The organism is Mycolicibacterium sp. XJ662 (assembly GCF_053484035.1).
Genome location: NZ_JBEFTL010000007.1, coordinates 40,578 through 66,461 on the forward strand (window position 1 = coordinate 40,578; position 25,884 = coordinate 66,461).

A 25,884-nucleotide genomic window follows, 5' to 3' on the forward strand; every position below is an offset into this window, starting at 1 on the left:
TAGGTTGGGGTCATGGTCGCCGTCACCGATACGAGTCCCGAAGCCACCGCGCCCGTCGGCACGCACACGAACGCGCCGAGCAGGCACATCGGTGTGGTGCCGACCGCATCGATGATGACCGGCGCGGCGCTGGCCCTGGTGTGGTTCTGGATCCCGTTGGGCATCCTCATCTTCGGCATCTCGTCGATCCCCAGCGGCATTGGATTTGCGCTGGCCGTCGTGGTTTTCGTCTACCTGATGCGCGGCGTGGAATGGGTCGAGCGGGTCCGCAGCGAAGCGGTGTTCGGCTTGGGTATCGGCGTTCCGCCGCGACGGATGTCGCCTTACGAGGGCATTCAGCGGTGGTTGCACCAGTTGTGGCTGGACATCAGCGGTTCCCGGTTATGGAAGGCGGTGGCCCACCACTACCTGCGGATGAGCTACGACATGTTGGCGACCGGTATCGCGTTCGTCCTGTTGGTGTTCGCCTTCGTGGGCCCGGCGGGCGCGATGGCCGTCCAGCAGAGCGACGACGACGCGGGGATCTCGTTCCTGCCGGTGCCGTTGGCGTGGGCGCTGGCCGTGGTCGCGGTCGCCGCGGCGCTGGCGATCCTGGCCTTCGCGCCGACGCTGGACGCCTCGATCGACCGGTGGCTGCTCTCGCCGTCGTCCACGGCGGCGCTGCAGCACCAGGTGAGCGCGCTGGCCGACGCCCGCGCGGGGGCGGTGTCGTCGGCGCAGACCGAACGCCACCGCATCGAACGCGACCTGCATGACAGCGTGCAACCGCGGTTGGTGTCGCTGGCGATGACGATCGGGCTGGCCCAGACCAAGCTCGATACCGACCTGCCTGCGGCCAAGACACTGATCGCCGAGGCGCACGACGACGCCAAAAGCGCGCTCGTCGAACTGCGTAACGTGGTGCGCGGGATAGCACCGACGATCTTGTCCGATCGCGGCCTCGACGCGGCGCTGTCGTCGGTGGTGCAACGTTCCCCGGTACCCACCACGTTGCACATTCAACTGCCGCACCGGTTACCCGAAGAGGCCGAGGCCTGTGCGTACTTCGTTGTCGCCGAAGCGCTGACCAACGTCGCCAAACACGCGCACGCCAACCAGGCCGTGGTCACCGTGCGGTTCGACGAGGCGTCGAACCAGTTGTCGGTGTCGGTGTTCGACGACGGCCGCGGCGGTGCGCAGATCACCGATTCTGACGACGCGACTGGTCTGCGGGGCTTGGAGGAGCGCGTGCGGGCGGCCCGTGGCACGTTCACCGTCTCCAGTCCGGCGGCCGGTCCCACGATCGTGACAGCGGTATTGCCATGCGCATCGTGATCGCCGAGGACTCCGCCCTGCTGCGGGCCGGGATCGAACGCATCCTGACCGACGCCGGCCACGAGGTCGTCGCCGGCGTGCCCGACGCCACCAACCTGCTGCGCCTGGTCAACGAGCAACGTCCGGACCTGGCCATCGTAGACGTGCGCATGCCGCCGACGTTCACCGACGAAGGTATCCGCGCGGCCGCGCTGCTGCGCAGCCAGAACCCGGAGTCGGCGGTGCTGGTGCTCTCCCACTACGTCGAGGAACGCTACGCGGCCGACCTGATCGCCTCGGACACCAAAGGTTTCGGCTATCTGCTCAAGGACCGGGTGGCCGATGTGCCCGCTTTTCTCGACGCTGTGGAGGTCGTTGGTTCGGGCGGCACCGTGCTCGATCCCGAAGTCGTTTCGCAGATTCTGGTGCGCTCACAACGCCACAGCGCGCTGGACCAGCTCACCCCTCGGGAACGTGAGGTGCTGCAGTTGATGGCGGAGGGCAAGACGAACTCGGCGATCGCGGGCGCGCTGCACGTCTCGATCGGTTCGGCGGAAAAGCACATCGCGTCGATCTTCACCAAACTGGATCTGGTTCCCGACGAAAGCGAGAACCGCCGCGTGCTGGCGGTGCTGCGCTTTCTCGAGTCCTGAACTGCCGGAAGGATTCTCCCGTGACCACTATCGCTCCTCCGCAGCCCACCCCCGCTGCCCCGCCGCCGTCGCTGCCCTCAGGTGGGCGCACCGCGATCCGCGCCACGTTGATCGTCGCGGCGGCCGTGCTGGTGGTCGGGTCGCTTGTCGCGCTGGGCGTGGCAGCGTGGGGCATCGGCTCGTTTCGGGTCATCACGGATTCCAAACCGCTGCCGTCCGCGATGCGATCGCTGGTCGTCGACACCGGGTCCGTACCCGCTGCCATCAGCATCACCACCGATCGCGAAGCACGTGAGCCCAGAGTCGATCTGCGGATGGTCAATTCCACGTCTGCCGGTGCAGAACCGTTGTCGGTCAACGTCGATGACGCAGAGGCGAGGGTCACCATCAACGGTGAGCCGTCCCCGTTCCTGCAGTGGAGCCGCGCCGGTGAGATCACCGTCGTGCTTCCCCCTGACCTTGCGCGCGGACTGACCGTCATCACCCAGCAGGACAACGGCGTGGTGAGAGCGCAGGCGGATCTCGATCAACTCGTCGCGCGCACCGACAACGGGGCGGTCATTCTCGAAGGATCTGCCCGCCGGATCGAGGTCCACACCGACAACGGCGAAGTGTCGACACGAGATCCCATCTCAGTGTCCGAATCGTTCAGCGCCACCACGGGCAATGGGAAGATCATCGTGGACTTCGCCAAGGCGCCGCCGCGCACGGTCGATGCGACCAGTGACAACGGTGAGATCGTCATCGGATTGTCCGCGCGCGACGAGTATGTGGTCGACGCGAGCACCAACAACGGTGAGACCGTCGTGCGAGTGCCTCAAGCGACCGATCCAGCGACTGCGGCGGCGGTCGTCACCGTGCGGTCAGAGAACGGCGACGTGGTCGTCGACGATCTAAGCTGACGGCTGTCCTGGCGCGGCGTGCGCCGCGGTGGTTGACTGGGATTTGTATGGCTATCACGTTCAACCACACCATCGTCGCCGCCAGGGACAAAACGCAGTCGGCGAGGTTTCTGACTGAGTTGTTCGGGCTGCCCGACCCGCAACCGTTCGGGCATTTCATGGCGGTGACGCTGAATCACGGCGTCAGCCTGGACTACGCCGATATGCCGGAGGGCCAGGAGATCCGTCCGCAGCACTACGCGTTCCTGGTCTCCGAAGACGAGTTTTCCGAGATCTACGGGCGTATCCAGGCGCGCGGTATGGAGCATTGGGCCGATCCTCGCCAGACCCGGCCCGGCGAGATCAACCACAACGACGGCGGTCGGGGCGTGTATTTCCTGGACCCCGCCGGCCACTATCTGGAGATCATCACCCGACCGTACGGTTCGGGCGCGGACTGATCCGGCTGTTACTCGACGGAGTGCCCGCGCGTGGACTCCTGGCGACGGTAGTCGTCGGCGAGCTTGCCGACGTGCTCGGGCAGCGTGCCTGCAGCGACGTCGGCGAGGCTGGTCTCCTCCAGGACCGAGCGCATGCTGGCCCGCAGCGCGCGCCACACATCGGTCAACGCCGCCGTCGGCCCGGAGTAGGGCAGGTCGCCGAGGCCCATATCGCGCACGCTGGCCAGCGGACCGTCGATGCAGCGCAGCACGTCGGCGATGCTGATATTGGTTGCGGGCCGGGCCAATTCGTAGCCGCCTTCGCGACCGCGGTGGCTGCGGACCAGCCGATCGGTGCGCAGGGCGGTGAGAATGTCGACGAGGAACTGCGGCGGGATGCCCTGCGCCTTCGCCAGATCCTCGGTTTTGACCACGGCTCCGTCGTCGGCTGTGGCCAATTGGACCATCGCCCGCACGGCGTATTCCGCCTTGGCCGACATCCGCATGTGCGAGATTGTGCCAGGGCCGTCAGTCAGGGATGTCCGACGCGGCCGGGACGACCACGGCGAACATGTCGGCGACGGCGGCAAGGCTGGCCGTATGCACGGCCGAAGCCGGCACGGTCGACTGGTCCGGACCGGGAAGGGAACGGGTCGCGGTTGCGGCGGCGACCACGGTCGGCGCGTAGCCGAGGTTGAACGCGCCGCGGGCGGTGGAGTTCACGCACATGTGCGTCATGAACCCGGTCAGCACCAGGTTCGCTGCGCTGGCCGCTTTGAGTCGCTCGTCGAGATCGGTCTGCACGAACGCGTTCGGGTAGCCCTTCACCACGACCGGTTCGCCTTCGCGCGGAGCGACCCGGTCGACGATGGCACCGATTTCTGCCTCGATGTCGTAGGGCGAACCAGGGCCGGCGTTGTGTTGGATGTGGATGACCGGGATGCCCGCGCTGCGGGCCCGGTCGAGCAGCGTCTCGACCTCGTCGAGCGCGCGCTGCACACCCTCGAGTTCCATGACCCCGTACGTGTAGGTGTTCTGGCAGTCGATCAGCACCAGCGCCGAGTCGGCCAGGCTGACGGGTTCAGCGGGCAGGCCGACGAGTTCGCGAAGGGTGGGTCCAGTCATGTCGCCGAGCCTACTGGTGTTCCTCAGCGGCGCCTCTGCCGCCGAGATCGACGATTTGGCGGGATTCGGTCGCGAAAATCCGCCAAAGCGTCCGTCTCGGCGAAAGGAAGCTAAGCCCGCGTCACGGCGAGGACTGCTTCGGCCAACTCCGGGCGGCACACCACCAGATCCGGCAGCAGCGGGTCCGCCTGGTTGTACACCAACGGCGACCCGTCGATGCGCGAGGTGTGCAGACCCGCGGCCCGCGCCACCGCTACCGGCGCCGCGGAGTCCCACTCGTACTGGCCCCCGGCATGCACGTACACATCCGAGCGCCCCTGCACCACCGATGCGACTTTGGCGCCCGCCGAACCCATCTCGACCAGTTCTCCGTCGAGCGCGTCGCGCACCGCCAACGCGAGCGTGGGCGGCCGGGTGCGTGACACCACGATCCTCGGCTTGGCCGGCGCGCTCTCCGGCGGTCCGACCGTCGGCGTGGCCAGCGTGATCCCTTGTGCCGGAAGCGCAACCGCGCCGGCGACCAGCTCGCCGGACTGCCACAGTGCGACGTGCACCGCCCAGTCGTCGCGCCCCGGCTCGGAGAACTCCCGGGTGCCGTCGAGCGGGTCGACGATCCAGACCCGCTCGGCGCTCAGGCGAACGGCGTCGTCGGCGCCCTCCTCGGACAGCACCGCGTCACCCGGACGTTCGGTGGCCAGCGCGTCCATCAGGTAATCGTGGGAGCGCTTGTCCCCGGCGGCTTTCCGTTCGGCCTGGCTGGCCTCGGCGAGTTCCTCGCGCACCTTCAGCAGCAGCTTGCCCGCGCCGGTGGCCAGTCGCGCGGCGACGCCGTGGTCGCCGCTCATCGCCTGCTTTCCAGCAGTTCGACCACCATGTCCGCGTGCTCGTCGACGCTCTGGTCGGGGGTGAGACGCAGGTCGGGCTTCTTCGGCCGCTGATACGGGCTGTCGATCCCGGTGAAGTGGGTGATCTCACCGGCCCGCGCCTTGGCGTACAAGCCTTTCGGGTCGCGTCGCTCGCAGTCCTCGATCGGGGTGTCACAGAACACCTCGAAGAAGTCGAGGCCGGCTTCGTTGGTCACCCGCCGCGCCAGCGCGCGGTGTTCTTCCAGCGGGCTGATCGCGGGCACCAGCACCACCTGACCGGACTCGGCCAGCAGCGCCGCGACGTGGGCCAGCCTGCGCTGGTTCTCGGCGCGGTCGGCCATCGAGAACCCGAGGTCGGCGTTGAGGCCGTGGCGCAGGTTGTCGCCGTCGAGAACGTATGCCGGAATGCCTTTTTCGAGCAGCTTCTGTTCGACACGCACCGCGATCGAGGACTTGCCCGATCCGGACAGCCCGGTGAACCACACCGTGCGCCCCGTCGAGAGCCGGTCGGCCGCCGTGCACAGCGATTCATGGCGCACGGTGTTGGGGCTCGACGTGCGCGACGCCACGTGCGGCAGCACCATGCCGGCCGCGACGGTGCCGTTGGTCGCCGGATCGATCAGGATGAACGACCCAGTGGTCGCATTGCGGCTGTACTCGTCGAGCAGCAGCGGCACGTGGGTGCGCAATGAAATACGGCCCAGCTCATTGAGTTTCAGTGCGGTCGCGGACTTGTCGCGATGCAGCGTGTTGACGTCGAGCCGGTAGTCCAGCCCCGTCACCCGCACGCGCGTGGTGCGGGTGGTGTGCTTGATCACGTAGTCGCGGCCGGGCTCCAACGAGGACTGATCAGCCATCCAGCACACGGTCGCGTCGAAGTCCTGCGCCACCCGCGGCTGGTTGTTCGGCCGCGCGATCAGGTCACCGCGCGAGATGTCGATGTCGTCGGTGAGGCTGACCGAAACGGCCATCGGCGGAAACGCTTCCTCGACCGGCCCGCCGGGGCCTTCGATCGTGGCGATGCGTGACGACTTGCCCCCGGGCAGCACGACGACCTCGTCGCCCACCTTCATCACGCCGCCGGCCACCGTGCCGGCGTAGCTGCGGTGGTCGCGGTGCTCGTGGGTCTGCGGCCGGATGACGTACTGGACCGGGAAGCGGACGTCGACCAGGTTGCGGTCGCCGCCGATGTAGACCTCTTCCAGGTGGGTCATCAGCGACGGACCCTCGTACCACGAGGTGTTCTCCGACTTGGTGACGACGTTGTCGCCCAGCAGCGCCGACAGCGGGATCGTCGTCACGTCGTGGACGTCGAGCCGGGCGGCGAACTCGTGAAAATCGTCGCGGATCTTGTCGAATTTGGCCTTGTCCCAGTCGATCAGGTCCATCTTGTTCACCGCGAGCACGATGTGGCGGATGCCCAGAAGCGACGCCAGGAACGCGTGGCGACGGGACTGCTCGAGTAGCCCGTGGCGCGCGTCGACCAACACGATCGCCAGCTGTGCCGTCGAGGTCCCGGTGACCATGTTGCGCGTGTACTGGATGTGACCGGGGGTGTCGGCGATGATGAACTTGCGCTTGGGCGTTGCGAAGTAGCGGTAGGCGACGTCGATGGTGATGCCCTGCTCGCGTTCGGCGCGCAGGCCGTCGGTCACCAGGGCGAGGTCGGTGTAGTCGTGCCCGCGTTCCTTGGAAGTGCGTTCGACGGAAGCCAATTGGTCTTCCATGACGGCTTTGGAGTCGAACAGCAGCCGCCCGATGAGCGTGGATTTGCCGTCGTCGACGGAGCCGGCCGTGGCGATCCGGAGCAGGGTGGCAGACGGGAGCGCGACGGTCGCCGCGGCGTGCTGCGCATCAGTGGTGGTCATCAGAAGTAGCCCTCACGCTTGCGGTCTTCCATACCGGCTTCCGAGATGCGGTCGTCAGCGCGGGTCGCGCCGCGTTCGGTCAGCCGCGACACCGCCGTCTCGGCGATCACCTCAGCCACCGTCGCCGCCGTGGATTCCACGCAACCGGTGCAGGTGACGTCGCCGACGGTGCGGAACCGCACGGTCTTCTCGACGACCTCCTCGTCGTCGTGGGGCTGCAGATGCCGGTGCACGGCCAGCCACATCCCGTCGCGCTTGAACACCTTGCGCGGGTGCGCGTAGTAGATCGACGGCAGCTTGACGTTCTCCGCGCCGATGTAGGACCAGATGTCGAACTCGGTCCAGTTCGACAGCGGGAACACCCGGATGTGCTCGCCTTTGTGGTGGCGGCCGTTATAGAGGTTCCACAGTTCGGGCCGCTGCGCCTTGGGATCCCACTGGCCGAACTCGTCACGGAAGGAGAACACCCGTTCCTTGGCGCGGGCCTTCTCCTCGTCGCGGCGGGCGCCGCCGAACGCGGCGTCGAACCTGTTCTCCCGGATGCCGCGCAGCAGGGTCACCGTTTGCAGCGGGTTGCGCGACGAGCCGTTCTCCACGACCCGGCCCGCGTCGATGTCGTCCTGCACCTTGGCGACGACCAGGCGCACGCCGTGTTCGGCGACGAGTTCGTCGCGGGTCTGCAGTACCTCGTCGAAGTTGTGGCCGGTGTCCACGTGCATCACCGGAAACGGCAGCCGGCCCGGCTTGAACGCCTTCATCGCCAGGTGCAGCATCACGATGGAGTCCTTGCCGCCGGAGAACAGCAGCACCGGCCGCTCGAACTCCGCGGCCACCTCCCGGAAGATGTGGATGGCCTCGGCCTCCAGAGCCCGCAGGTGGCTGAGCTCGTAGCGGCCCGCGCTGGCGCGCTCGGTCTCGTCGATGACGGTCATCATTTCCTTGCAAAGTTGGTTGAAATGGCCATAATTACGATTATTACCCGATATTAGACACCCGAGCCCTCATGGGTGTCAACGCACCCGGTTATTGCGCGAGGGTGCGATGAAGCTCCCATACATGTGAGGTAATTGAGCCGATCGGGATTCCGCCGACACTCAAGGCGTGAGCACCGCTACCCCACCGCGAACCGGCGCCGAGGTCATGGCGCAGTTCCTCCCCCAGTCGCCGTTCGTGGCCAGGCTCGGGATCGTCGCCGAGCAACTCGCAGGTGAAGAAGTGCGGCTGCGGCTGCCGTGGAGTCCGTCCAATGCGACGGTCGCCGACATGGTGCACGGGGGCGCGATCGCATCGCTCGCCGACGTCGCGGTGATGGCGGCGGCGTGGGCGCAGGCCGATTTGCCCGAGTCGCTGCGCGGGGTGACCACCTCGATGTCGGTGCACTTTCTGGCGCCGGCGCGGGGATGCGATCTGCTCGCGGTCGGGCGGGTGCTACGCCGCGGGCGGACACTGGTCGACTGCGAGGTCGACATCGCCGACGCCGCCGGCGGACCGGTGGCGAAGGCGATCGCGACTTACAAGATCGGATAGCGCACCGCCGCCGCGAGCGTGCGCAAACTCTCGAGATCTCGCAGCGTGTGGGGTGCAGACACGCACGTCCCCTACTGACGTGTGGGCCCACGCGCCAATGGCGGTTACAAACTAACTTCGTTGAGCTTGCCGGTCGCGACGTCGAAGACGAAACCACGCAGCGAATTGTGCAGCGTGACGAACGGGCTTGCCTCGATGCGGCGCAGCGACTGACGCACATCCTCGGCCGGGTCAGGGAAGGATTCCGGCGCCCACCCGGGCTTGAGGCCGGTCTCCTCGTAGATGCCCTGCACGAATTCACCGTCGGTGAACGTCAGCATGCCGCAGTCGGTGTGGTGGATCAGGATGATCTCCCGGGTACCGAGGAGGCGCTGGCTGATCGCCAGGGAGCGAATCTCGTCGTCGGTGATCACCCCGCCGGCGTTGCGGATGACGTGCGCCTCGCCGTCGTTGATGCCGAGCATCCCGTAGACGTTGAGGCGGGCATCCATACAGGCCACGATCGCCACATGCTTGCTGGGCGGCATCGGCAACGGACCTGAGAAGGTCTTCGCGTATTCCTCGTTGTTCTTCAGGTATTCATCGGTCACGGACATTTCTCGACCTTATCCAACGGTGCGCCCGTTGCACCGCGACAAGATCAAGAAGATGGAAATGGTGGGCGCAGCCGCGTTCAACCGTCTCACCGCCGCGGTCGAGCACCGCCATGTCGGGTGCCCGCATGGGTGGTGGCTGAGCGTTTCCTATGCACTACCTGCGAAACGGTCGACTACTCGGCCGGTTCCTGACCGAACGACGACGGCGGCGTGGTGATCGACGGGGTGGCGACCGAGGTCTCCGGAGCCTCCGGCGCGGGTGCCTCCGTGCTGGTCTCACCCAGGGTGGCCTGGAGCGTCGTCGTCGCGGGCTGAAGCGGCAGCGGTTCCGCGGCGCTGGTCTGTTCCGCCGCGACCGTGAGCGCGCCCATGCCCAGCAAGGCGGCGGCACCGACTGCCGCGGAAATCACTTTGATCTGCTTTGCGCGCACTTGGCACCTCCGATCTCTTCGCTACGGATAACCCATGCCGACCCAGGTCAAACGCCTTCCTACGCCGCGCCGCGCCGCCTGGTGCCCGTCCATCTCCTAACCTGTGCGTCATGGCGCTGACCGACGGACCGACCGCATGACGCGGTATCTGGCTCGTCGGCTACTGAATTACGTGGTGCTGCTGATCCTGGCGTCGTTTCTGACGTTCGGGTTGGCCTCGGTGGCCTTCAACCCGCTGGAGAACCTGCTGCAGCGGAACCCGCGTCCGCCGCAGGCCGTGATCGACAACAAGCGGCTCGAGCTGAACCTCGACAAGCCGGTACCCGTGCGCTACCTGCATTGGGCGTCGGGGGCGATCCGCGGCGACTTCGGCACCACGATCGGCGGGCAGCCGGTGACCGACGAACTGTGGCGGCGCATCGGGGTGAGCCTGCGCCTGGTGGTCATCGGGTCGGTGTTCGGCGCGGCGATCGGCGTCATCGCCGGCGCGTGGAGCGCGATCCGGCAGTACCAGATGAGCGACCGCGTCATCACGTTGTTGTCGTTTCTGCTCATCAGCACGCCGACGTTCGTGCTGGCGCCACTGTTGATGCTGTCGGCGGAGCGGGTCAACAGCCTGGTCGGGTTTCAGATGTTCGAATACATCGGCGAGACGTCGCCGAACGCCATCGTCGGTACGTGGAACCAGATCCTCGACCGGCTGCAGCATCTGGTGTTGCCGTCGGTCACGCTGGCGCTCACCGCAATCGCCGGTTACAGCCGCTACCAACGCAACGCGATGCTCGACGTGCTGGGCCAGGATTTCATCCGCACCGCCCGCGCCAAGGGGCTGACCCGGCAGCAGGCGCTGTTTAAACACGGATTGCGCACCGCGTTGATTCCGATGGCCACGCTGTTCGCCTACAGCGTCGCCGGGCTGTTCACCGGCGCGGTGTTCGTCGAGATGATCTTCGGCTGGCACGGCATCGGTGAATGGTTCGTGCACGGCGTCAACACCCAGGACACCAACATCACCGTCGCGATCACGGTGTTCGCCGGGGTCATCGTCCTGGTGGCCGGGGTGCTCTCCGACATCATCCTGGCCGCCCTCGACCCGAGGGTGCGGGTGCGATGACCGAATCGTCGACCACCGCCAAGTCCGGCGTGGACGCACACAAGTTCGCGTCGCGGCGCGTCTTGGTCTGGCGCCGCTTTTTGCGCAACAAGGCCGCCGTGCTGTCGCTGGTGCTGCTCGTGCTGCTGTTCATCGGCTGTTACGCCCTGCCACCCCTGCTGCCGCACAGCTACCACGAACTCGACTACTACGCGCTGCGCCAGCCACCCAGCGTCGAGCACTGGTTCGGCACCAACGCGCTGGGCCAGGACCTGCTGGCGCAAACGCTTCGCGGCATGCAGAAGTCCATGCTCATCGGGGTCTGCGTGGCGTTCATCTCGACGGTCATCGCCGCGACGGTCGGCACGATCAGCGGCTACTTCGGCGGCTGGCGTGACCGCAGCCTGATGTGGATCGTCGACCTGATGCTGGTGGTGCCGAGCTTCCTGCTGATCACGATCGTCGTGCAGCGCACCAGGGGCGACATCGTCTGGATGATCGTGCTGTTGGCCGTGTTCAGCTGGATGATCAGCTCGCGCATCGTGCGGGGTTTGACGATGAGCCTGCGCGACCGCGAATACGTCGCCGCCGCACGGTATATGGGCGTGCGCGACCACCGCATCATCCTTCGCCACATCCTGCCCAACGTCGCCTCGATCATCATCATCGACACCGCACTGAACGTGGGTGTGGCCGTGCTGGCCGAAACGGGGTTGAGCTTCCTTGGATTCGGTATTCAGCCGCCCGACGTGTCGCTGGGCACGCTGATCGCCGACGGCACCAAATCAGCGACCACCTTCCCGTGGCTGTTCCTGTTCCCCGCGGGTGTGCTGGTGCTGATCATCTTGTGCGCCAACCTTGTTGGCGACGGGTTGCGCGACGCCCTCGATCCCAGCGCGCAGCCCCTGCGGAAGGGCCGGCGCAAATGAGCCTGCTGCGGGTGCACGACCTGACCGTCGCGTTTCCGACCGACACCGCCTCGGTGAACGCGGTGCGCGGCATGAACTTCTCCGTCGAGCCGGGCGAAGTGGTGGCGCTCGTCGGCGAATCCGGCGCCGGCAAGTCGGCCACCGCGATGGCCATCGTCGGGCTGCTGCCCGAATACGCCGAGGTGTCCGGCTCGATCCGGCTGCACGACGACGAGCTGATCGGGCTGCCCGACGCGCGGATGTCGAACATCCGGGGGAAGACCATCGGCACGGTGTTTCAGGACCCGATGTCGGCGTTGACGCCGGTCTACACCGTCGGTGACCAGATCGCCGAGGCGATCACCGTCCACCAGCGCGACACCAGCCGCCGGGTCGCCCGGGCCCGTGCGGTCGAGCTTCTCGAGCTGGTCGGCATCGCCCAGCCCGAACAGCGGGCGCGGGCGTTTCCGCACGAGCTGTCCGGCGGTGAGCGCCAGCGCGTGGTCATCGCGATCGCCATCGCCAACGACCCCGACCTGTTGATCTGCGACGAGCCGACCACCGCGCTGGACGTCACCGTGCAGCAGCAGATCCTCGAGGTGCTCAAGACCGCGCGCGACGTGACCGGCGCCGGGGTGCTGATAATCACCCACGACCTGGGGGTGGTGGCCGAGTTCGCCGACCGTGCGCTGGTGATGTACGCGGGCCGCGCCGTCGAGGTGGCCTCCGTCGAGGAGTTGTACCGCAACCGCCGGATGCCCTACACCGTCGGGTTGCTCGGCTCGGTGCCGCGCCTCGACGCCGCGCAGGGGTCGCGTCTGGTGCCCATCCCGGGTGCGCCGCCGTCGCTCGTCGCGCTGCCGCCCGGTTGTCCGTTCACCCCCCGCTGCCCGTTGGCCATCGAGGAATGCAGCGCCGCGGAACCCGAACTCGTCGCGGTGAACCCGCAGGCACCGGGTCACCGGGCGGCGTGCATCCGCACCGAACACGTCGCCGGGCGCAGCGCCGCCGAACTCTACGGGGTGTCCACCGAGCCGCCCGCGGATGAACCGGTTGAGGACGTGCCCGTCGTGCTGCGGGTGCAGAACCTGGTCAAGACCTACAAGCTGACCAAGGGCGTGGTGTTGCGCAGGCAGGTCGGCGAGGTGCGCGCGGTCGACGGCGTCAGCTTCGAACTGCCGCGCGGCCGCACGCTGGGCATCGTCGGCGAATCCGGGTCGGGCAAGTCGACCACCCTGCACGAGATCCTCGAACTGGCTGCCCCGCAGTCGGGTTCGATCGAGGTGCTCGGGTCCGACGTCGCATCGTTGGATCGGCGGGCGCGCCGGGCCTTGCGCGGGGATCTTCAGGTGGTGTTCCAGGATCCGGTGGCGTCACTGGATCCTCGGATGCCGGTGTCTGATGTGCTGTCAGAGCCGTTGCGGGCCAACGGCTTCGGTAAGATCCAGACCGAAGACCGGGTCCGTGAGCTGCTCGATATCGTCGGGTTGCGGGCCCAGGACGCCGCCCGGTATCCGGCGGAGTTCTCCGGCGGGCAGAAACAGCGCATCGGAATCGCGCGGGCGCTCGCGCTGCAACCGAAGATCCTGGCGCTCGACGAACCGGTGTCGGCGCTGGACGTGTCGATTCAGGCCGGCATCATCAACCTGCTGTTGGACCTGCAGGACCGCTTCGGGCTGTCGTATCTGTTCGTGTCGCACGACCTGTCCGTCGTCAGACACCTCGCCCACCGGGTCGCGGTGATGTACAAGGGCAGCATCGTCGAGCAGGGCGACGGTGATCAGGTCTTCACCAACCCCCGCCACGACTACACCCGCAGGTTGCTGGCTGCCGTGCCGCAGCCCGAGGTGAATCGCGGCTAGAGTCGAGCGACATGAAGATCCGACGCTTCGCTGTGGCGACCTTGGCAACCGCGCTGGTGCTGTCCGGCTGTTCCAGCGGTAACGAGGAAGCCCCGTCCGCAGGCGGGGAGGCCGAGGTCGGTGCCACCAACGACATCAACCCGCAACCGCGGGAAAACCTGCGCGATGGCGGAAATCTGCGGCTGGCGCTCAACGACTTTCCGCCGAACTTCAACTCGTTGCACATCGACGGCAACGTCGGTGATGTCGCCTCGCTGATGCGGCCCACGATGCCGCGCGCGTTCCGGATCGCCGCCGACGGTTCGGCGACGGTCAACACCGACTACTTCACCAGCGTCGAGTTGACCAGCAACGACCCGCAGGTCGTCACCTACACGATCAACCCCGAAGCGGTGTGGAGCGACGGCACACCGATCACCTGGGAGGACCTCAAATCCCAGATCGACGCCACCAGCGGTAAGAACGATCAGTTCGCCATCGCGGCGACCAACGGCAGCGACCGGGTCGCCTCGGTCGAACGCGGCGTCGACGACCGGCAGGCCGTGATCACGTTCGCCCAACCGTGGGCCGACTGGCAGGGCATGTTCGCCGGCACGAGCGTGCTGACGCCGAAGAGTACGACGGCCACCCCGGAAGCGTTCAACACCGGCCAACTGGACGGTCCCGGCCCGTCGGCCGGTCCGTTCATCATTTCCGAGCTCGACCGCGGCGCCAAGCGAATCACGTTGACCCGCAACCCGAAATGGTGGGGTGAGCCGCCGCTGCTGGACCGCATCACCTTCCTGGTGCTCGACGACGCCGCGCGCATACCCGCGTTGCAGAACAACACCATCGACGCGACCGGCCTGGCCACGCTCGACGAGATGGAGATCGCCCGGCGTACCGCCGATATCGCGATCCGGCGCGCACCGGGACTGGCCTGGTACCACTTCACGTTCAACGGCGCGCCAGGCAAGATCCTGGAAGATCCTGCGTTGCGCCGAGCGATCGCCAAAGGCATCGACCGCGAGACCATCGCCGCGGTGACCATGCGCGGGCTGGCCGACAACCCCGTGCCGCTGAACAACCACATCTTCGTCGCCGGCCAGGAGGGCTACCAGGACAACAGCGGCGTCGTCGCATTCGATCCAGAGCAGGCCAGAAGGGAACTCGACGAGCTGGGTTGGACACTCAACGGGCAGTTCCGGGAGAAGGACGGCCGTCAGCTGGTGATCCGCGACGTGCTGTTCGACTCCCTCGGCACCCGTCAATACGGGCAGATCGCGCAGAACAACCTGGCCCAGATCGGCGTCAAACTCGAGCTCGACGTGCGACCAGCGGCCGGGTTCTTCACCGACTTCGTCACCGTCGGCAACTTCGACATCGCCCAATTCGCTTGGAGCGGTGACGCGTTCCCGTTGGCGAGCCTGACCCAGATCTATCGCACCGACGCCGAGAGCAACTTCGGCAAGATCAGCAGCCCGGAGATCGACGCCAAGATCGAACAGACGGTCTCCGAACTGGATCCGGACAAGGCCCGCACGCTGGCCAACGAGCTGGACAAGATGCTCTTCGAAGAGGTGTTCAGCCTGCCGCTGACACAGTCGACCGGAAACATCGCCGTGCGAAGCAGTTTGGCGAACTTCGGCGCGTTCGGCCTGGCCGACGCGGACTATACGCAGATCGGCTTCATGAAGTAACGCGCTGCGGGGTTCGTGGTGCCGCGCCGGGCAGCGCTGACTCCAGCGCCGTCGCGGCCGCCACGCCCCACAGCAGGGCGCGGATTCCCAACCCGGGCGGCCGCGAGTCCAGGGTGGCCGAGCGGGCGGGCAGCCCCTGGGCCCGACCCGCGTAGAGCGCGTCGACGATGTCCAACGCCGCGCGTTCACGCGAGTCCACGATGCTGTGGCCCGCGGTCGAGAGGGTGACCAGCACCGCATCGGGTATCAGCGAGGCGACGCGGCGGGCCACCGCGGGCGGGGCGATCAGGTCGCGGCCACCGCAGACCACCACGGTGGGCCAGCGAAAGTTCGGCATTTCGCTGGCCAGGTCGTAGGGTTCGGCGACGAAGTCCGTGGCGCTCGAGGCGTTTTCGCGGTAGGCGACCGCGGGGTCCAGCGGTCGGCCGTCGGGGGCGGCGCCGTAGTTGAGCTCACGGTAGGCGATGCGGGCCACCAGGTCGGGTTCGTTGCGATACGGCGCCTTGCGGTCGAAGACGAACCGGCCGGCCCGGTCCATGGCGGACCACAGCCGGCGTCGACCCGCGAGCAGCAGATCCAACTGGCGCTCCAACAGGTCCGGGCCTGCAAACCCGTAGAGCGCGGTGGCGAGGTTTGTGGCGGCAGGCGACAGGACGCCGTCGTCGACGAGTCGGCGCACCTTCGGCGCCAGGTCAGCGGCCTCGGCGGTTTCGCCGTCCCACAGCAGCCGTCGGGTCGCGTCGCGCACCGCGTGGATATCGGCGGCGGACAGCACCGGCGAGTCGAGCACCATCGCGTGCACCCGGTCTGGATGGCGCACCCCGAGGCCGGCGGCCACATAGCTGCCGTAGGAGGTGCCGTAGACGACGGCCTTGCCGACGCCGGCGTCGTCGAGCACCGCGGCGATGTCGTCGACCACCGAGTCGATGGTGATGGCCTCGGGCGGAAGGTCCGCACCGCCGTCGTCGTGGCGGGACAGCCCGACGCCGCGGTGCTCGACCATGATCACGTCCAGCCCGGCGGCTGCGGCACGACGCCGAAAACCCCGGTACAGCGCCACCGACGCGGCGCCGGGTCCGCCGGGGATCAGCAGCAGCGGATGCATCGACTTACGCCCGGCACGTACGTAGTACAGGTCGAAGCGTTCGTCGGCGCCGCTACGCACCGGGCGCCGGACCGGACGCACCCCTGGCAGCGCCGCGAGTTTGGCGTGCATGCGCCGGCGCCTGGCGTTCATCGTCATTGCCAACATTGTGCCCCGCCATCAGCCGGGCGCAGGTCAGCGGGACGTAACTACGCCGACGCCCCCAACTCGATGTGTTGGGCGCCCTCGATACCGGCGTATCGCTGCGCGTTACACGTCAACACGATCACCTGACCGTCACCGCCGACGGCGTTGAACACCGCGCCCATCTTGGCCAGCCTGTCGACGTCGGTGAACCCCAGCGCATCGTCGATCACCACCGGAACGGTGTCCTCGTGGGCCACCAGCGCCGCGCTGGCCAGCCGGGCGACGATGCCCAACTGCTCCTTGGCGCCGCCGGACAACGAGTCGTACGGGACGGTGCGGCCCGACAACGTGCGGCTGCAGATCCGCAGCGCACTGTCGATCTCGACCTCGAAGGTGTCGCCGAAGACGATGCGGCCCAACCGTTCCACCTCGGTGCGAAACGGCTCGACGTAACGAAGCCGCGTCGCGTCGCGGTGCCGGGTGATCACCGAACGCAGTAGTTCTGCGGCGCGCGCCCGGCGGCGGACCCGCTCATACTCGGTGTGGGCGTGTTCCCGCTCGGTCTCGGCGTCATCGAGTTGGGTCTTGCGGCCCTGGGTGCCGTACACCTGCAGCTGGGTGGACAGTTCCCGCAGGGCATCGGCCAACTCGTCATGGCGGGTGCCCAGCTCATCGGCGCGTTGGGTGGCGCCGCGCAGTGACGCCGCGACGGTCTCCGGCGCCGTGCCCGTCAGTTCCTCACCCAAGTCCGCGACCAGCGTGGCCGCCCGCTGCGCTTTCTCGCCGTGCGCCTCGGCGTTGACGGCCAACTCGTCATCGGGGGCCGACGCCCGCTGCTCGGTCAAACGCTCACGGGCCGTGGCGATTTCAACCTCGGCTGCGGTGAGCTTCTCTCGCAGCGCCGTAGCCCGTACCGTGCGTTCGCCCAGCCGTTTGGCCGCTTCCTCGGCGACCTTGCGGTGCGTTTCACACTCCGTGACGGCCCGTTGATAGGCGGCCGACGCGGCGTCGAGTTCGGCCCGGGCCTGCGCGGCGTCGCGGGGTCCATCTGCGTCAGCGTCGGTGAGCTCGCCGAGTTCGGCAAGCCGTGACCTCAGCGCGTCGACGGTGTCGTCACCGGTCAGTGCGTCGACGGTGGCGCGCAACCGGTCGCTCTCGGCGGTCAGTTCCCGGCGCCGCTGATGGCGCAGCCGCGCTGTCGCGACATCGTCGACGCCGGCCTTGGCCAAGGCTTCAACCAAGTCCGCTTGAGCGGCAACCAATTTCGCGCGCGTCTCGGTAGCTGTCGCACCGGGGACTACCCGCGCGGCGATCACTCCGGGCAGCTCGATGTCGGTCGGCGCGCCGAGGTTCGACGACCATGTCGCACCGGCCCGCAAGTCGACCGGTTCACCATCGACGTGCAGCTCGACATCGGTGACCGCCGTGAGCTCCACCCGCGCCGACATCAGCTCGGCCTGCCCCGCCGCGCGTTGCACGGCGACGTCGGCGGCCTCGATCGCCCCCATCAGCTCGTCGGTCAGCGTGTTGTCCGCGAGCTCGGTGTGCACCCGCTCCAGGTCGCGCTGCGCCGCGTCGATTTTGGCGATCCGGGTCGTGAGCCGGCCTGCCTCCTCGCGATCGGCGAGCGCCTGCACGGCCCGCCTGGCCGCCTCGACGCGGGTCCGGGTGTCTTCCAACGCGGTCCTGGCTTCTTCGGCATCGACGTCCGCAGCCTGCGCCACCTCGGTGGCGGTGGCGTGCTCGTCGGCGGCCTCGGCGACCGAGACCTGCAGTTCGGCGATGGCGATGGCGCGCTCGTCAATCTCGGCGCGCAGCCGGCGTCGTTCGGTCACCGCGGTGACCGCGGTCTGATGCGCGGCCTCGGCCGCCGCGGCCACCAGCTCGGCTTCCTTGAGTTGTCGCGTCAGCTCGGCGACCTCTTCCGCGGCCTGCTCCGCCTCAGCGAGCCGCTTGGTCGCCTCAGCACGTTCCAGGGCGACCCCGCCGAGGATTTCGGTCAACTCGTCATGGCGGCGCAGCGCGTCGTCGACCTCGGCGACCGCGGCCGCGCACCGCGCCAACTCCTGTTCGGCGTCGCGCAACCGGTTGGTCACCGCCGCCCACTCGCCGGTGGGCCTGCCCGTGCGAGTGAAGTAGCGCAGGTACTCCCCCTCGACACGGTCGATCAGCAGTGCCTCGGCGCCCGTCGCCCCGGCCTGCGACGCGTCCGGCAGCGCATCGCCGGCGGCGACGTCCAGCGCCCGCGACAACGCATCACAGCCCGACAGGTCCACGGCGGCCGTCGACGTCGACTGCAACACGCGGTGCGCCTGCCACAGCCCGGTGTCGACCGTCTCGTCGAGGATGGCCCGCACCCGGTCGTGCGCTTCGTCACCGGTGAGTTGTTCGCGGTGCGGGGCGAACACGGTCAACGCGGTCTCGCAACGCTTGTGGAACCGCTTGCGGTACTCGAAGCGGTAAGGCCCGGTGGATATTTCAGCCGTGATCTCGGCGCCGACATCGGCGTGCGTGGGCTTGACCTGTTTGACTTCCTTCTTGGCCGAGCGGTCTTTGGCCTCCAACAACAGGTCCAGCGCCTCGATCATCGACGACTTGCCGATCTCGTTGGCGCCGCTGACCACCACGACGCCGCGGTCGGGAAATTCGATCTCGCGGCGGGTGATCCCGCGGTAGTTGGTCAACACCATGCGGTGCAGCTTCATGCCACTCCCCTATCGGCCAGCCGCAGCAGCAGCGCCAGCGCCGCACGCGCGTCGTCGGCGGCGTCGCCGTCCGCGCGCGCGGTGGTGACCAACTCGTCGACCGCGGCGGCCGCGAAGCCGCCGATGCCCAGATCGTCGAATTCTCCGTCGGCGGGCACGACCGCGATGTCGGATTGCTTGTCCCACACCGTCAACGCGGCGAACCGCCGCATGTATTTGTCCAGGCAGGCGTCGAGCGCAGCCTTGTCGGTCACGGTCAGCGATCCGTTCAGCGCGATCCGCACGACCGTGCGTTCCTTGTCGGGCAGGCAGTCGAGGTTGATGTCGAGGTCGGCCACATCGCGGTTGCTGTCCACCAAACGGCGCAGCGTGACGAACCGCCAGCGGCCCACCTTGTGCGGTTCGACCCGGACCGGATGCTCGGGGTCGTCCTCGTCGACCTCGACCACCAGCACATGCCCCGGATCGGGTTCGATGTCGTCGTAGTTGGTGACCTCCGGTGACCCCGAATACCAGATCCGGCCGGTGGCGCCCACCTGCATCCGAGAGTGCTTGTCGCCCAACGCGACATAGTGCACAGCGCCGCGGCTTACGGCATCCTCCAGCGCCGCCAGCCGGATCAGCGACGGCCGGTCCTTGTCGGGCACGTGGATGTCGACGGCGCCGTGCCCGACGACGACCCTGGTCACCCCGTCGGCGGGCAGGTCGGCGAGCACGTCGGCGACGGGATCGGTGAGCGGGGCCTTGGAGGTCCACGGTGCGGCCACCAACTGCAGACCGGGCCGCACCTCGTGCACGCCCGCGCGGGCCAGCACCGTCACGTTGTCCGGGCATTCTTGGGTGAACAGCGCACTGGTGTACACCGACGACGCGTCCAACGGGTCGTGGTTGCCCGGCAGCAGGTACACCGGAATACCGATGGCGCGCATGGCTTCCAGCGACAGGCTCACGTCGCGCGGCGCCAGCTGGTTGTGTTCGAACACGTCACCGGCGACCACCACGAACTCGGCTCCGGTGTCGGCCGCGACCGAGTCGAGGCCGGCCACCACGTCGCGGCGGGCGGCCGAATATCGGGGCTGTGCCTCACCGTTGAGGAAGTAGCGGGTCATACCGAGCTGCCAGTCGGCGGTGTGCACGAAACGCATCTCGGCTCAGTCCTTCCCCTCGTGGCGCCCTCGGTACTTTCTCTGGGCATCGCGAGTGTATGACCGGGCACCGACAAGTCCGGGGAGGTGCACCGGCATGGCCTACCGTGGGTCGGGTGAGCGACTCCCACCGCACGCTGCTGCTGCTTCGGCACGGCAAGTCGGACTATCCGCCGGGGGTGGACGACCACCAGCGACCGTTGGCGCCGCGCGGTGTGCGCGAGGCCGCGCTGGCCGGCGACTGGCTGCGCGCTTCCGCGCCCGAGATCGACGCGGTGCTGTGCTCAACGGCCGTGCGCACCCGCCAGACGCTGCAACGCACCGGTATCGAGGCGCCCGTCGAATACGTCGACCGGCTCTACGACGCGACCCCCGGCACCGTCATCGGCGAGATCAACCGGACGCCGTCACTCTTCCCGTCCGAGGTGCGCACCCTGCTGGTGGTCGGGCACGAGCCGGCGATGTCATCTGTCGCGTTGGGGCTGGCCAGCCCCGACGGCAGCAACAGCGCTGCGGCCGAACACATTTCCACCAAGTTTCCGACCTCGGCCATCGCGGTGCTGCGCACCGAGCAGCCGTGGGCGGCATTGGCGCTCAGCGGTGCGCGCCTGGTCGCCTTCCACGTCGCGCGCTAAGGGTCAGGCGCGGGTCGCCAGCGTCAGCTCCATCAGCTTCAGCGCCATCTCGCAGGCGTCGCTGCCCGGTGACTGCGGGTTGACCCACCACCCGACCACGCCCGCGGCGTCGCTGGCCACCCCGCAGGCGCCGTTCGGGTCGTCGGGGCGCATCACGATCGAGCGGATACCCGCCACCGAGCGGTCCTCGATGCGGTAGTTCAACCGCTGCGCGGTCTCGCGTTCGTTTTCGAGATCGCCCAGCTCGAACCAGAACCGGGTGATGTCGACCAGCCCCGACGGGTTGGCGGCCTGCCAGCGGCACACCGCGCCGACGAAGGTGCTCTGGATGTCCAGCGGATCAGCGCCGACGGTCTCGGCGAGGATGTCCTCGGTCAGCACGTCGCACTCCTTGAGCAGGTTCGGGTACTCCCGCTCGGAGGTTTCGTTCCTGGGGACGTCGCCCGACCCGGACTTGGCCGCGGTGCCCTCGACGGTCTGGGTGCACCCCGCCAGCAACGAGAACCCGGCCAGCGTCACGAAGCACGCGGCGACGGCGCGACGGATGGGACTGCGTCTCATTCGGAGTTCACAATCGATTGGCGGGTCAGTTCCTTCGCGACATCGCACGGATCGGGGAACGGCTTCTGGATGTAGCTGACCGACCACTCGATGAAGTCGTCACCGAACTGGATACCGATCTCGCACAGGTTGTTGCCCAGCATCGGGTCCTCGCCCAGCGCGATGAAGCCGTCGTGGCCCTCGATCGTGATGTCCTCCACGCTCGCCCGCGTGAGCTCCTCGGTCTTGCGTTCCCGCCCGATGGGGCTGCCGCGGAACCAGGTGAACGAGAAATGCGGACCCAGGATGCTGCCGCCGGCCAGCCACTGGCAGCCCACCGAGGTCTTGGCGGTGTTGACCAGGCCGGGCACGCGGGTCTGCGCACCGATCTCCTCATCGCTGACGCCGCCGCACTGCGGGAAGAACGGACCGTGGGAGACGTTCTGCGTCGGCGCCGACGTCTGCGGCACCTCCGGGCCGGCGGGCTCCGAATCCGAGCAGGCAACCAGTGGGCTGATAACCGCAGCCGCCACAGCAAGCCGCAGAAGATTCGCGCGGGTGGTGGGGGTCACGTCATGCACTGTAGCGGCCGCTCATCGGGTCAACCACCGACATCCCCGTTGACCTGCGTCGTTCACGGAAGCCCAGGTGTTTCGCACCAGACGGTGACCGCGCCCGGTGTGCGACAGTAGCCAGATGTTGTGGGCGCTGCTGCGACAGTATGCGCGGCCGTACCGGCGGCTGCTCGCCGCCGTCGCGCTGCTTCAGGTGATCAGCACGCTGGCCTCGTTGTATCTGCCCACCGTCAACGCGGCCATCATCGACGAGGGCGTGGCCAAGGGCGATCTGGCCACCATCGTGGAACTGGGCGGGGTGATGCTCGCCGTCACCGCCCTGCAGGTGCTCTGCGCGGTGGGCGCGGTGTTCTTCGGGTCGCGGGCGGGCATGGGGTTCGGCCGTGACCTGCGCTCGGCGATGTTTCACCACGTGACGAGCTTTTCCGCCGAGGAGACGGCGCGCTTCGGTGCGCCGTCGCTGCTGACCCGTACCACCAACGACGTCCAGCAGATCCAGGTGCTGGTGCAGCTGACCTGCACCATGCTGATCACCGCGCCGATCATGTCGATCGGCGGCATCGTCATGGCCATGCACCTCGACGTCGGGCTGTCGTGGCTGCTGGCCGTCGCCGTGCCCGTGCTGGCCGTGGCCAACTACTGGATCGTCTCGCGTCTGCTTCCGGTCTTTCGGCGCATCCAGCGCCAGATCGACAGCGTCAACCGGGTGATGCGCGACCAGCTCGCCGGTATCCGGGTGATCCGCGCGTTCGCGCGGGAAGGCTTCGAACGCAACCGCTTCGCCGAAGCCAACCACGCGTTGGCCGACACCGCGGTGGAAGCGGGCCGCTGGCAGGCGCTGATGTTGCCGGTGACGACGCTGGTCATCAACGTCTCCAGCGTCGCGCTGATCTGGTTCGGCGGTATGCGCATCGATGCGGGGCAGATGCAGGTCGGCGCTTTGATCGCGTTCTTGTCCTACTTTATGCAGATCCTGATGGCTGTGCTGTTGGCGACGTTCATCCTCGTCATCGTTCCCCGGGCATCGGTGTGCGCCGAACGGATCACCGAGGTGCTGTCCACCGAACCCCAGATCACCAGCCCGCCAGATCCGGTGCGGCCAGCCGCGATCGGCGGCCAGATCCAGTTGCAGTCCGCGACGTTTCAGTATCCCGGGGCTGAACGCCCTGTGTTGCAGGGTGTTTCGTTGACCGCGCAGCCGGGGACGACAACGGCCGTCGTCGGCTCGACGGGATCGGGTAAGTCGACGCTGCTGGCGCTGATCTGTCGGCTGTATGACGTGACGGCGGGTTCGGTGCGCATCGACGGCGTCGACGTCCGTGACTACGACCCCGAGCAGCTGTGGTCGACGATCGGCCTTGTGCCCCAGCGCGGCTACCTGTTCTCCGGCACGGTGGCCGACAACCTGCAACTGGGCGCCCCGCCCGGACAGGTGGCCACCGTTGACGAGATGTGGGATGCGCTGCGGGTGGCGGCCGCCGACGACTTCGTCCGCGCCCATCCCGACGGGCTGTCGATGCGGGTCGCCCAGGGCGGCGTCAACTTCTCCGGCGGGCAGCGCCAACGGCTGGCCATCGCCCGTGCGGTAATCCGCCGGCCCGCGATCTACCTGTTCGACGACGCCTTCTCGGCGCTCGATGTACACACCGACCTGCGGGTGCGCACCGCGTTGCGTGACGTATCGTCGGCCGCGACGGTCATCATTGTGTCGCAGCGGATTTCGACGGTTGCGCAGGCCGATCAGATCGTCGTCGTCGACGACGGCCGCGTGGTGGGCGTCGGCACCCACGATGTGCTGTTGACCCAGTGCGCGCAGTACGCGCAGTTCGCCGACTCACAATCGCTGAGCGCCGGCGTGGGTGGCGCGCAATGAGCGGGCCGATGGCGCGTCCCATCCGCGGTGTGGTGCAGGCCCCGACCGAACGGTCGCGCGACTTCACCGGTTCGGCTGTCCGGCTGGTGAAACGGCTGACCCCGCAGCGCGCACTGGCCACGACGGTGATCCTGTTGGGTATCGGCGGCATCGCGATCAGCGTGATCGGCCCGCGGATCCTCGGGCACGCCACCGACTTGTTGTTCAACGGTGTGATCGGACGGCAACTGCCCGCGGGTCTCACCAAACAGCAGGCGATCGACGCCGCCCGCGCCCGCGGTGACAACACCTACGCCGACCTGCTGTCCGGTATGGACGTCGTACCGGGTCGCGGCGTCGACTTCGGCGCCGTCGGCCGCACCCTGCTCCTTGCCCTCGGTCTGTATCTGATTGCCGCGCTGTTGGTCTGGCTGCAGTTTCGGATCCTCAACGTCGTGGTGCAGCGCACCATGGTGAAGCTGCGTTCCGACGTCGAGGACAAGGTGCACCGGATGCCGTTGTCCTACTTCGATTCCCGGCAGCGCGGCGAGGTGCTCAGCCGGGTCACCAACGACGTCGACAACATCCAGACGTCGCTGTCGATGACCATCAGCCAGCTCATGACCTCGGTGCTGACCGTGTTCGCGGTGCTGGTGATGATGTTGACCATCTCACCGCTGCTGACGCTGCTCACCGTCGTGACCGTGCCGTTGTCGCTGTGGGCGACCAAGGCGATCGCGCGCCGGTCGCAGCGGTTGTTCGTCGCGCAGTGGACCAACACGGGGCGGCTCAACGCCCACATCGAGGAGACCTACAGCGGCTTCACCATCGTCAAGACCTTCGGCCACCGCGCCAAGGCCACCGAACAGTTCGGCGACCTCAACGACGACGTGTATCAGGCCAGCGTCGGCGCGCAGTTCTTCTCCGGGCTCGTCGGGCCCGCCACCACGTTCATCGGCAACATCAGCTATGTCGCCGTCGCGGTGGTCGGCGGTCTGCAGGTGGCCACCGGGCAGATCACCCTCGGCAGCATTCAGGCGTTCATCCAGTACGTCCGCCAGTTCAACCAGCCGCTGACCCAGGTCGCGGGGATGTACAACACGCTGCAGTCCGGCATCGCCAGCGCGGAACGGGTTTTCGATTTGTTGGACGCCGAGGAGGAAGCCGCGGCCGGCGACGCGCGAACGTTCGTTACCGCTCGAGAAATTGCGGAAAGTTCGAGTGGTAAGGAACGTTCGCGCGCCGTGACGGGGCGGGTGCAGTTCGAGAATGTCAGCTTCGGCTACCGGCCCGGCGTCCCGGTGATCCAGGACGTGTCGCTGGTGGCCGAACCGGGCAGCACGGTAGCGATCGTCGGGCCCACCGGCGCAGGCAAGACCACGCTGGTGAACCTGCTGATGCGGTTCTACGAAGTCGACGCCGGGCGCATCCTCGTCGACGGGGTGGACATCTCGACGGTGAGCCGAGCCGCGCTGCGGTCCCGGATCGGCATGGTGCTGCAGGACACCTGGCTGTTCGGCGGCACGATCTACGAGAACATCGCCTACGGTCGGCCCGACGCAGGTGAACACGAGGTGATCGCGGCCGCCAAGGCCGCCTACGTGGACCGGTTCGTCCACACGCTGCCCGACGGATATCAGACCCGGGTCAGCGACGACGGCGGCAACATCAGCGCGGGCGAAAAGCAGCTGATCACCATCGCCAGGGCGGTGCTGGCGCAACCGCGCCTACTGGTCCTCGACGAGGCGACCAGTTCGGTGGACACCCGCACCGAGCTGTTGATCCAGCAGGCGATGGCCGAGCTGCGCCGCGACCGCACGAGTTTTCTTATCGCGCACCGGCTCTCGACGATCCGCGATGCGGACCTGATCGTGGTGCTGGACGCGGGCCGCATCGTCGAACGGGGTAGCCACGCCGAGCTGCTGGCTAAGCGTGGCGCTTATTGGGCCATGACGCAGGTGTAGTCGTCGTAACCTCGA

24 protein-coding genes are annotated in these 25,884 nt (G+C 67.7%); 12 read left to right on the forward strand and 12 right to left on the reverse strand.

Features of this window, described 5'->3' with window-relative positions:
* Positions 1–12: 12 nt before the first annotated feature.
* From ABQE93_RS18425 to ABQE93_RS18440, 4 genes are read left to right on the forward strand one after another with little or no spacing between them, the layout of a single operon-like run.
* Positions 13–1,314, forward strand: coding sequence for a sensor histidine kinase (locus ABQE93_RS18425; protein ID WP_448409680.1), 1,302 nt, complete (start codon positions 13–15; stop codon positions 1,312–1,314).
* Positions 1,302–1,946: a response regulator transcription factor gene (locus tag ABQE93_RS18430; RefSeq protein WP_448409678.1), complete on the forward strand. Its 645-nt coding sequence runs from the start codon at positions 1,302–1,304 to the stop codon at positions 1,944–1,946. Before ABQE93_RS18425 ends, ABQE93_RS18430 begins: the two co-directional genes overlap by 13 nt.
* Positions 1,947–1,966: 20 nt before the next feature.
* Positions 1,967–2,848 (forward strand): DUF4097 family beta strand repeat-containing protein, encoded by an 882-nt coding sequence (locus tag ABQE93_RS18435; protein ID WP_448409676.1) that lies wholly within the window; start codon positions 1,967–1,969, stop codon positions 2,846–2,848.
* A gap of 47 nt (positions 2,849–2,895) precedes the next feature.
* Positions 2,896–3,288, forward strand: a complete 393-nt coding sequence (locus ABQE93_RS18440) for a VOC family protein (protein WP_448409675.1) — start codon at positions 2,896–2,898, stop codon at positions 3,286–3,288.
* Positions 3,289–3,296: 8 nt separating this feature from the next.
* Here ABQE93_RS18440 and ABQE93_RS18445 read toward each other — a convergent pair whose 3' ends face one another.
* The 5 genes from ABQE93_RS18445 to cysD form a co-directional block, all read right to left on the reverse strand.
* Positions 3,297–3,773 (reverse strand): Rrf2 family transcriptional regulator, encoded by a 477-nt coding sequence (locus tag ABQE93_RS18445; RefSeq protein ID WP_448409673.1) that lies wholly within the window; start codon positions 3,771–3,773, stop codon positions 3,297–3,299.
* A gap of 22 nt (positions 3,774–3,795) precedes the next feature.
* Entirely contained in the window at positions 3,796–4,392 is a 597-nt protein-coding gene (locus ABQE93_RS18450; RefSeq protein ID WP_448409672.1) for a cysteine hydrolase family protein, read from the reverse strand.
* A 110-nt stretch (positions 4,393–4,502) separates the two neighbouring features.
* The gene (locus ABQE93_RS18455) at positions 4,503–5,237 is read right to left on the reverse strand and encodes a 3'(2'),5'-bisphosphate nucleotidase CysQ (protein WP_448409671.1); all 735 of its coding nucleotides are present in this window, start codon (positions 5,235–5,237) and stop codon (positions 4,503–4,505) included.
* Complete coding sequence (gene cysN / locus ABQE93_RS18460) at positions 5,234–7,126, reverse strand: sulfate adenylyltransferase subunit CysN (RefSeq protein WP_448409670.1); 1,893 nt, start codon at positions 7,124–7,126, stop codon at positions 5,234–5,236. Before cysN ends, ABQE93_RS18455 begins: the two co-directional genes overlap by 4 nt.
* Positions 7,126–8,061, reverse strand: coding sequence for a sulfate adenylyltransferase subunit CysD (cysD, locus tag ABQE93_RS18465; RefSeq protein WP_448409668.1), 936 nt, complete (start codon positions 8,059–8,061; stop codon positions 7,126–7,128). Before cysD ends, cysN begins: the two co-directional genes overlap by 1 nt.
* Positions 8,062–8,266: 205 nt before the next feature.
* On the opposite strand from cysD, the gene ABQE93_RS18470 reads away from it, so the two are divergent.
* Positions 8,267–8,653, forward strand: a complete 387-nt coding sequence (locus ABQE93_RS18470) for a PaaI family thioesterase (RefSeq protein ID WP_448409759.1) — start codon at positions 8,267–8,269, stop codon at positions 8,651–8,653.
* Positions 8,654–8,757: 104 nt separating this feature from the next.
* Here ABQE93_RS18470 and ABQE93_RS18475 read toward each other — a convergent pair whose 3' ends face one another.
* Complete coding sequence (locus ABQE93_RS18475) at positions 8,758–9,249, reverse strand: beta-class carbonic anhydrase (RefSeq protein ID WP_448409667.1); 492 nt, start codon at positions 9,247–9,249, stop codon at positions 8,758–8,760.
* 173 nt (positions 9,250–9,422) lie between these two features.
* Complete coding sequence (locus ABQE93_RS18480) at positions 9,423–9,659, reverse strand: hypothetical protein (RefSeq protein WP_448409666.1); 237 nt, start codon at positions 9,657–9,659, stop codon at positions 9,423–9,425.
* A 157-nt stretch (positions 9,660–9,816) separates the two neighbouring features.
* Here ABQE93_RS18480 and ABQE93_RS18485 point away from each other — a divergent pair, with 157 nt between their 5' ends.
* Genes ABQE93_RS18485 through ABQE93_RS18500 form a run of 4 tightly spaced genes read left to right on the forward strand, consistent with a single transcriptional unit; the run spans position 9,817 to position 15,222 of the window.
* The gene (locus ABQE93_RS18485) at positions 9,817–10,794 is read left to right on the forward strand and encodes an oligopeptide ABC transporter permease OppB (RefSeq protein ID WP_448409664.1); all 978 of its coding nucleotides are present in this window, start codon (positions 9,817–9,819) and stop codon (positions 10,792–10,794) included.
* Complete coding sequence (locus tag ABQE93_RS18490) at positions 10,791–11,702, forward strand: oligopeptide ABC transporter permease OppC (protein WP_448409663.1); 912 nt, start codon at positions 10,791–10,793, stop codon at positions 11,700–11,702. The genes ABQE93_RS18485 and ABQE93_RS18490 overlap by 4 nt, the downstream gene beginning before the upstream one ends.
* Complete coding sequence (locus ABQE93_RS18495; RefSeq protein WP_448409662.1) at positions 11,699–13,543, forward strand: oligopeptide ABC transporter ATP-binding protein OppD; 1,845 nt, start codon at positions 11,699–11,701, stop codon at positions 13,541–13,543. The genes ABQE93_RS18490 and ABQE93_RS18495 overlap by 4 nt, the downstream gene beginning before the upstream one ends.
* 11 nt (positions 13,544–13,554) lie before the next feature.
* Positions 13,555–15,222 (forward strand): oligopeptide ABC transporter substrate-binding protein OppA, encoded by a 1,668-nt coding sequence (locus ABQE93_RS18500; protein ID WP_448409661.1) that lies wholly within the window; start codon positions 13,555–13,557, stop codon positions 15,220–15,222.
* Here the strand turns inward: ABQE93_RS18500 and ABQE93_RS18505 are convergent.
* The 3 genes from ABQE93_RS18505 to ABQE93_RS18515 are packed head-to-tail and all read right to left on the reverse strand — an operon-like array spanning position 15,212 to position 20,303.
* Positions 15,212–16,465 (reverse strand): alpha/beta fold hydrolase, encoded by a 1,254-nt coding sequence (locus tag ABQE93_RS18505; protein WP_448409660.1) that lies wholly within the window; start codon positions 16,463–16,465, stop codon positions 15,212–15,214. The genes ABQE93_RS18500 and ABQE93_RS18505 overlap by 11 nt on opposite strands.
* 50 nt (positions 16,466–16,515) lie before the next feature.
* On the reverse strand, positions 16,516–19,158 hold the full coding sequence (locus ABQE93_RS18510) for an AAA family ATPase (RefSeq protein ID WP_448409658.1): 2,643 nt from the start codon (positions 19,156–19,158) through the stop codon (positions 16,516–16,518).
* Positions 19,155–20,303 carry a metallophosphoesterase family protein gene (locus tag ABQE93_RS18515; RefSeq protein ID WP_448409657.1) on the reverse strand — a complete coding sequence of 383 codons (1,149 nt, stop codon included), beginning with the start codon at positions 20,301–20,303 and terminating at the stop codon, positions 19,155–19,157. Before ABQE93_RS18515 ends, ABQE93_RS18510 begins: the two co-directional genes overlap by 4 nt.
* 116 nt (positions 20,304–20,419) lie before the next feature.
* Here ABQE93_RS18515 and ABQE93_RS18520 point away from each other — a divergent pair, with 116 nt between their 5' ends.
* Positions 20,420–20,938: a SixA phosphatase family protein gene (locus ABQE93_RS18520; protein WP_448409655.1), complete on the forward strand. Its 519-nt coding sequence runs from the start codon at positions 20,420–20,422 to the stop codon at positions 20,936–20,938.
* Between the two features lie 3 nt (positions 20,939–20,941).
* Here the strand turns inward: ABQE93_RS18520 and ABQE93_RS18525 are convergent, their stop codons facing one another.
* Positions 20,942–21,499, reverse strand: coding sequence for a DUF3558 domain-containing protein (locus ABQE93_RS18525; protein WP_448409654.1), 558 nt, complete (start codon positions 21,497–21,499; stop codon positions 20,942–20,944).
* Positions 21,496–22,059, reverse strand: a complete 564-nt coding sequence (locus tag ABQE93_RS18530; protein ID WP_448409653.1) for a DUF3558 domain-containing protein — start codon at positions 22,057–22,059, stop codon at positions 21,496–21,498. Before ABQE93_RS18530 ends, ABQE93_RS18525 begins: the two co-directional genes overlap by 4 nt.
* A gap of 115 nt (positions 22,060–22,174) precedes the next feature.
* Here ABQE93_RS18530 and ABQE93_RS18535 point away from each other — a divergent pair, with 115 nt between their 5' ends.
* Together ABQE93_RS18535 and ABQE93_RS18540 are read left to right on the forward strand one after the other, a co-directional pair.
* Complete coding sequence (locus ABQE93_RS18535) at positions 22,175–23,926, forward strand: ABC transporter ATP-binding protein (protein WP_448409652.1); 1,752 nt, start codon at positions 22,175–22,177, stop codon at positions 23,924–23,926.
* Positions 23,927–23,934: 8 nt separating this feature from the next.
* The gene (locus tag ABQE93_RS18540) at positions 23,935–25,869 is read left to right on the forward strand and encodes an ABC transporter ATP-binding protein (RefSeq protein ID WP_448409651.1); all 1,935 of its coding nucleotides are present in this window, start codon (positions 23,935–23,937) and stop codon (positions 25,867–25,869) included.
* Positions 25,870–25,884: the final 15 nt, after the last annotated feature.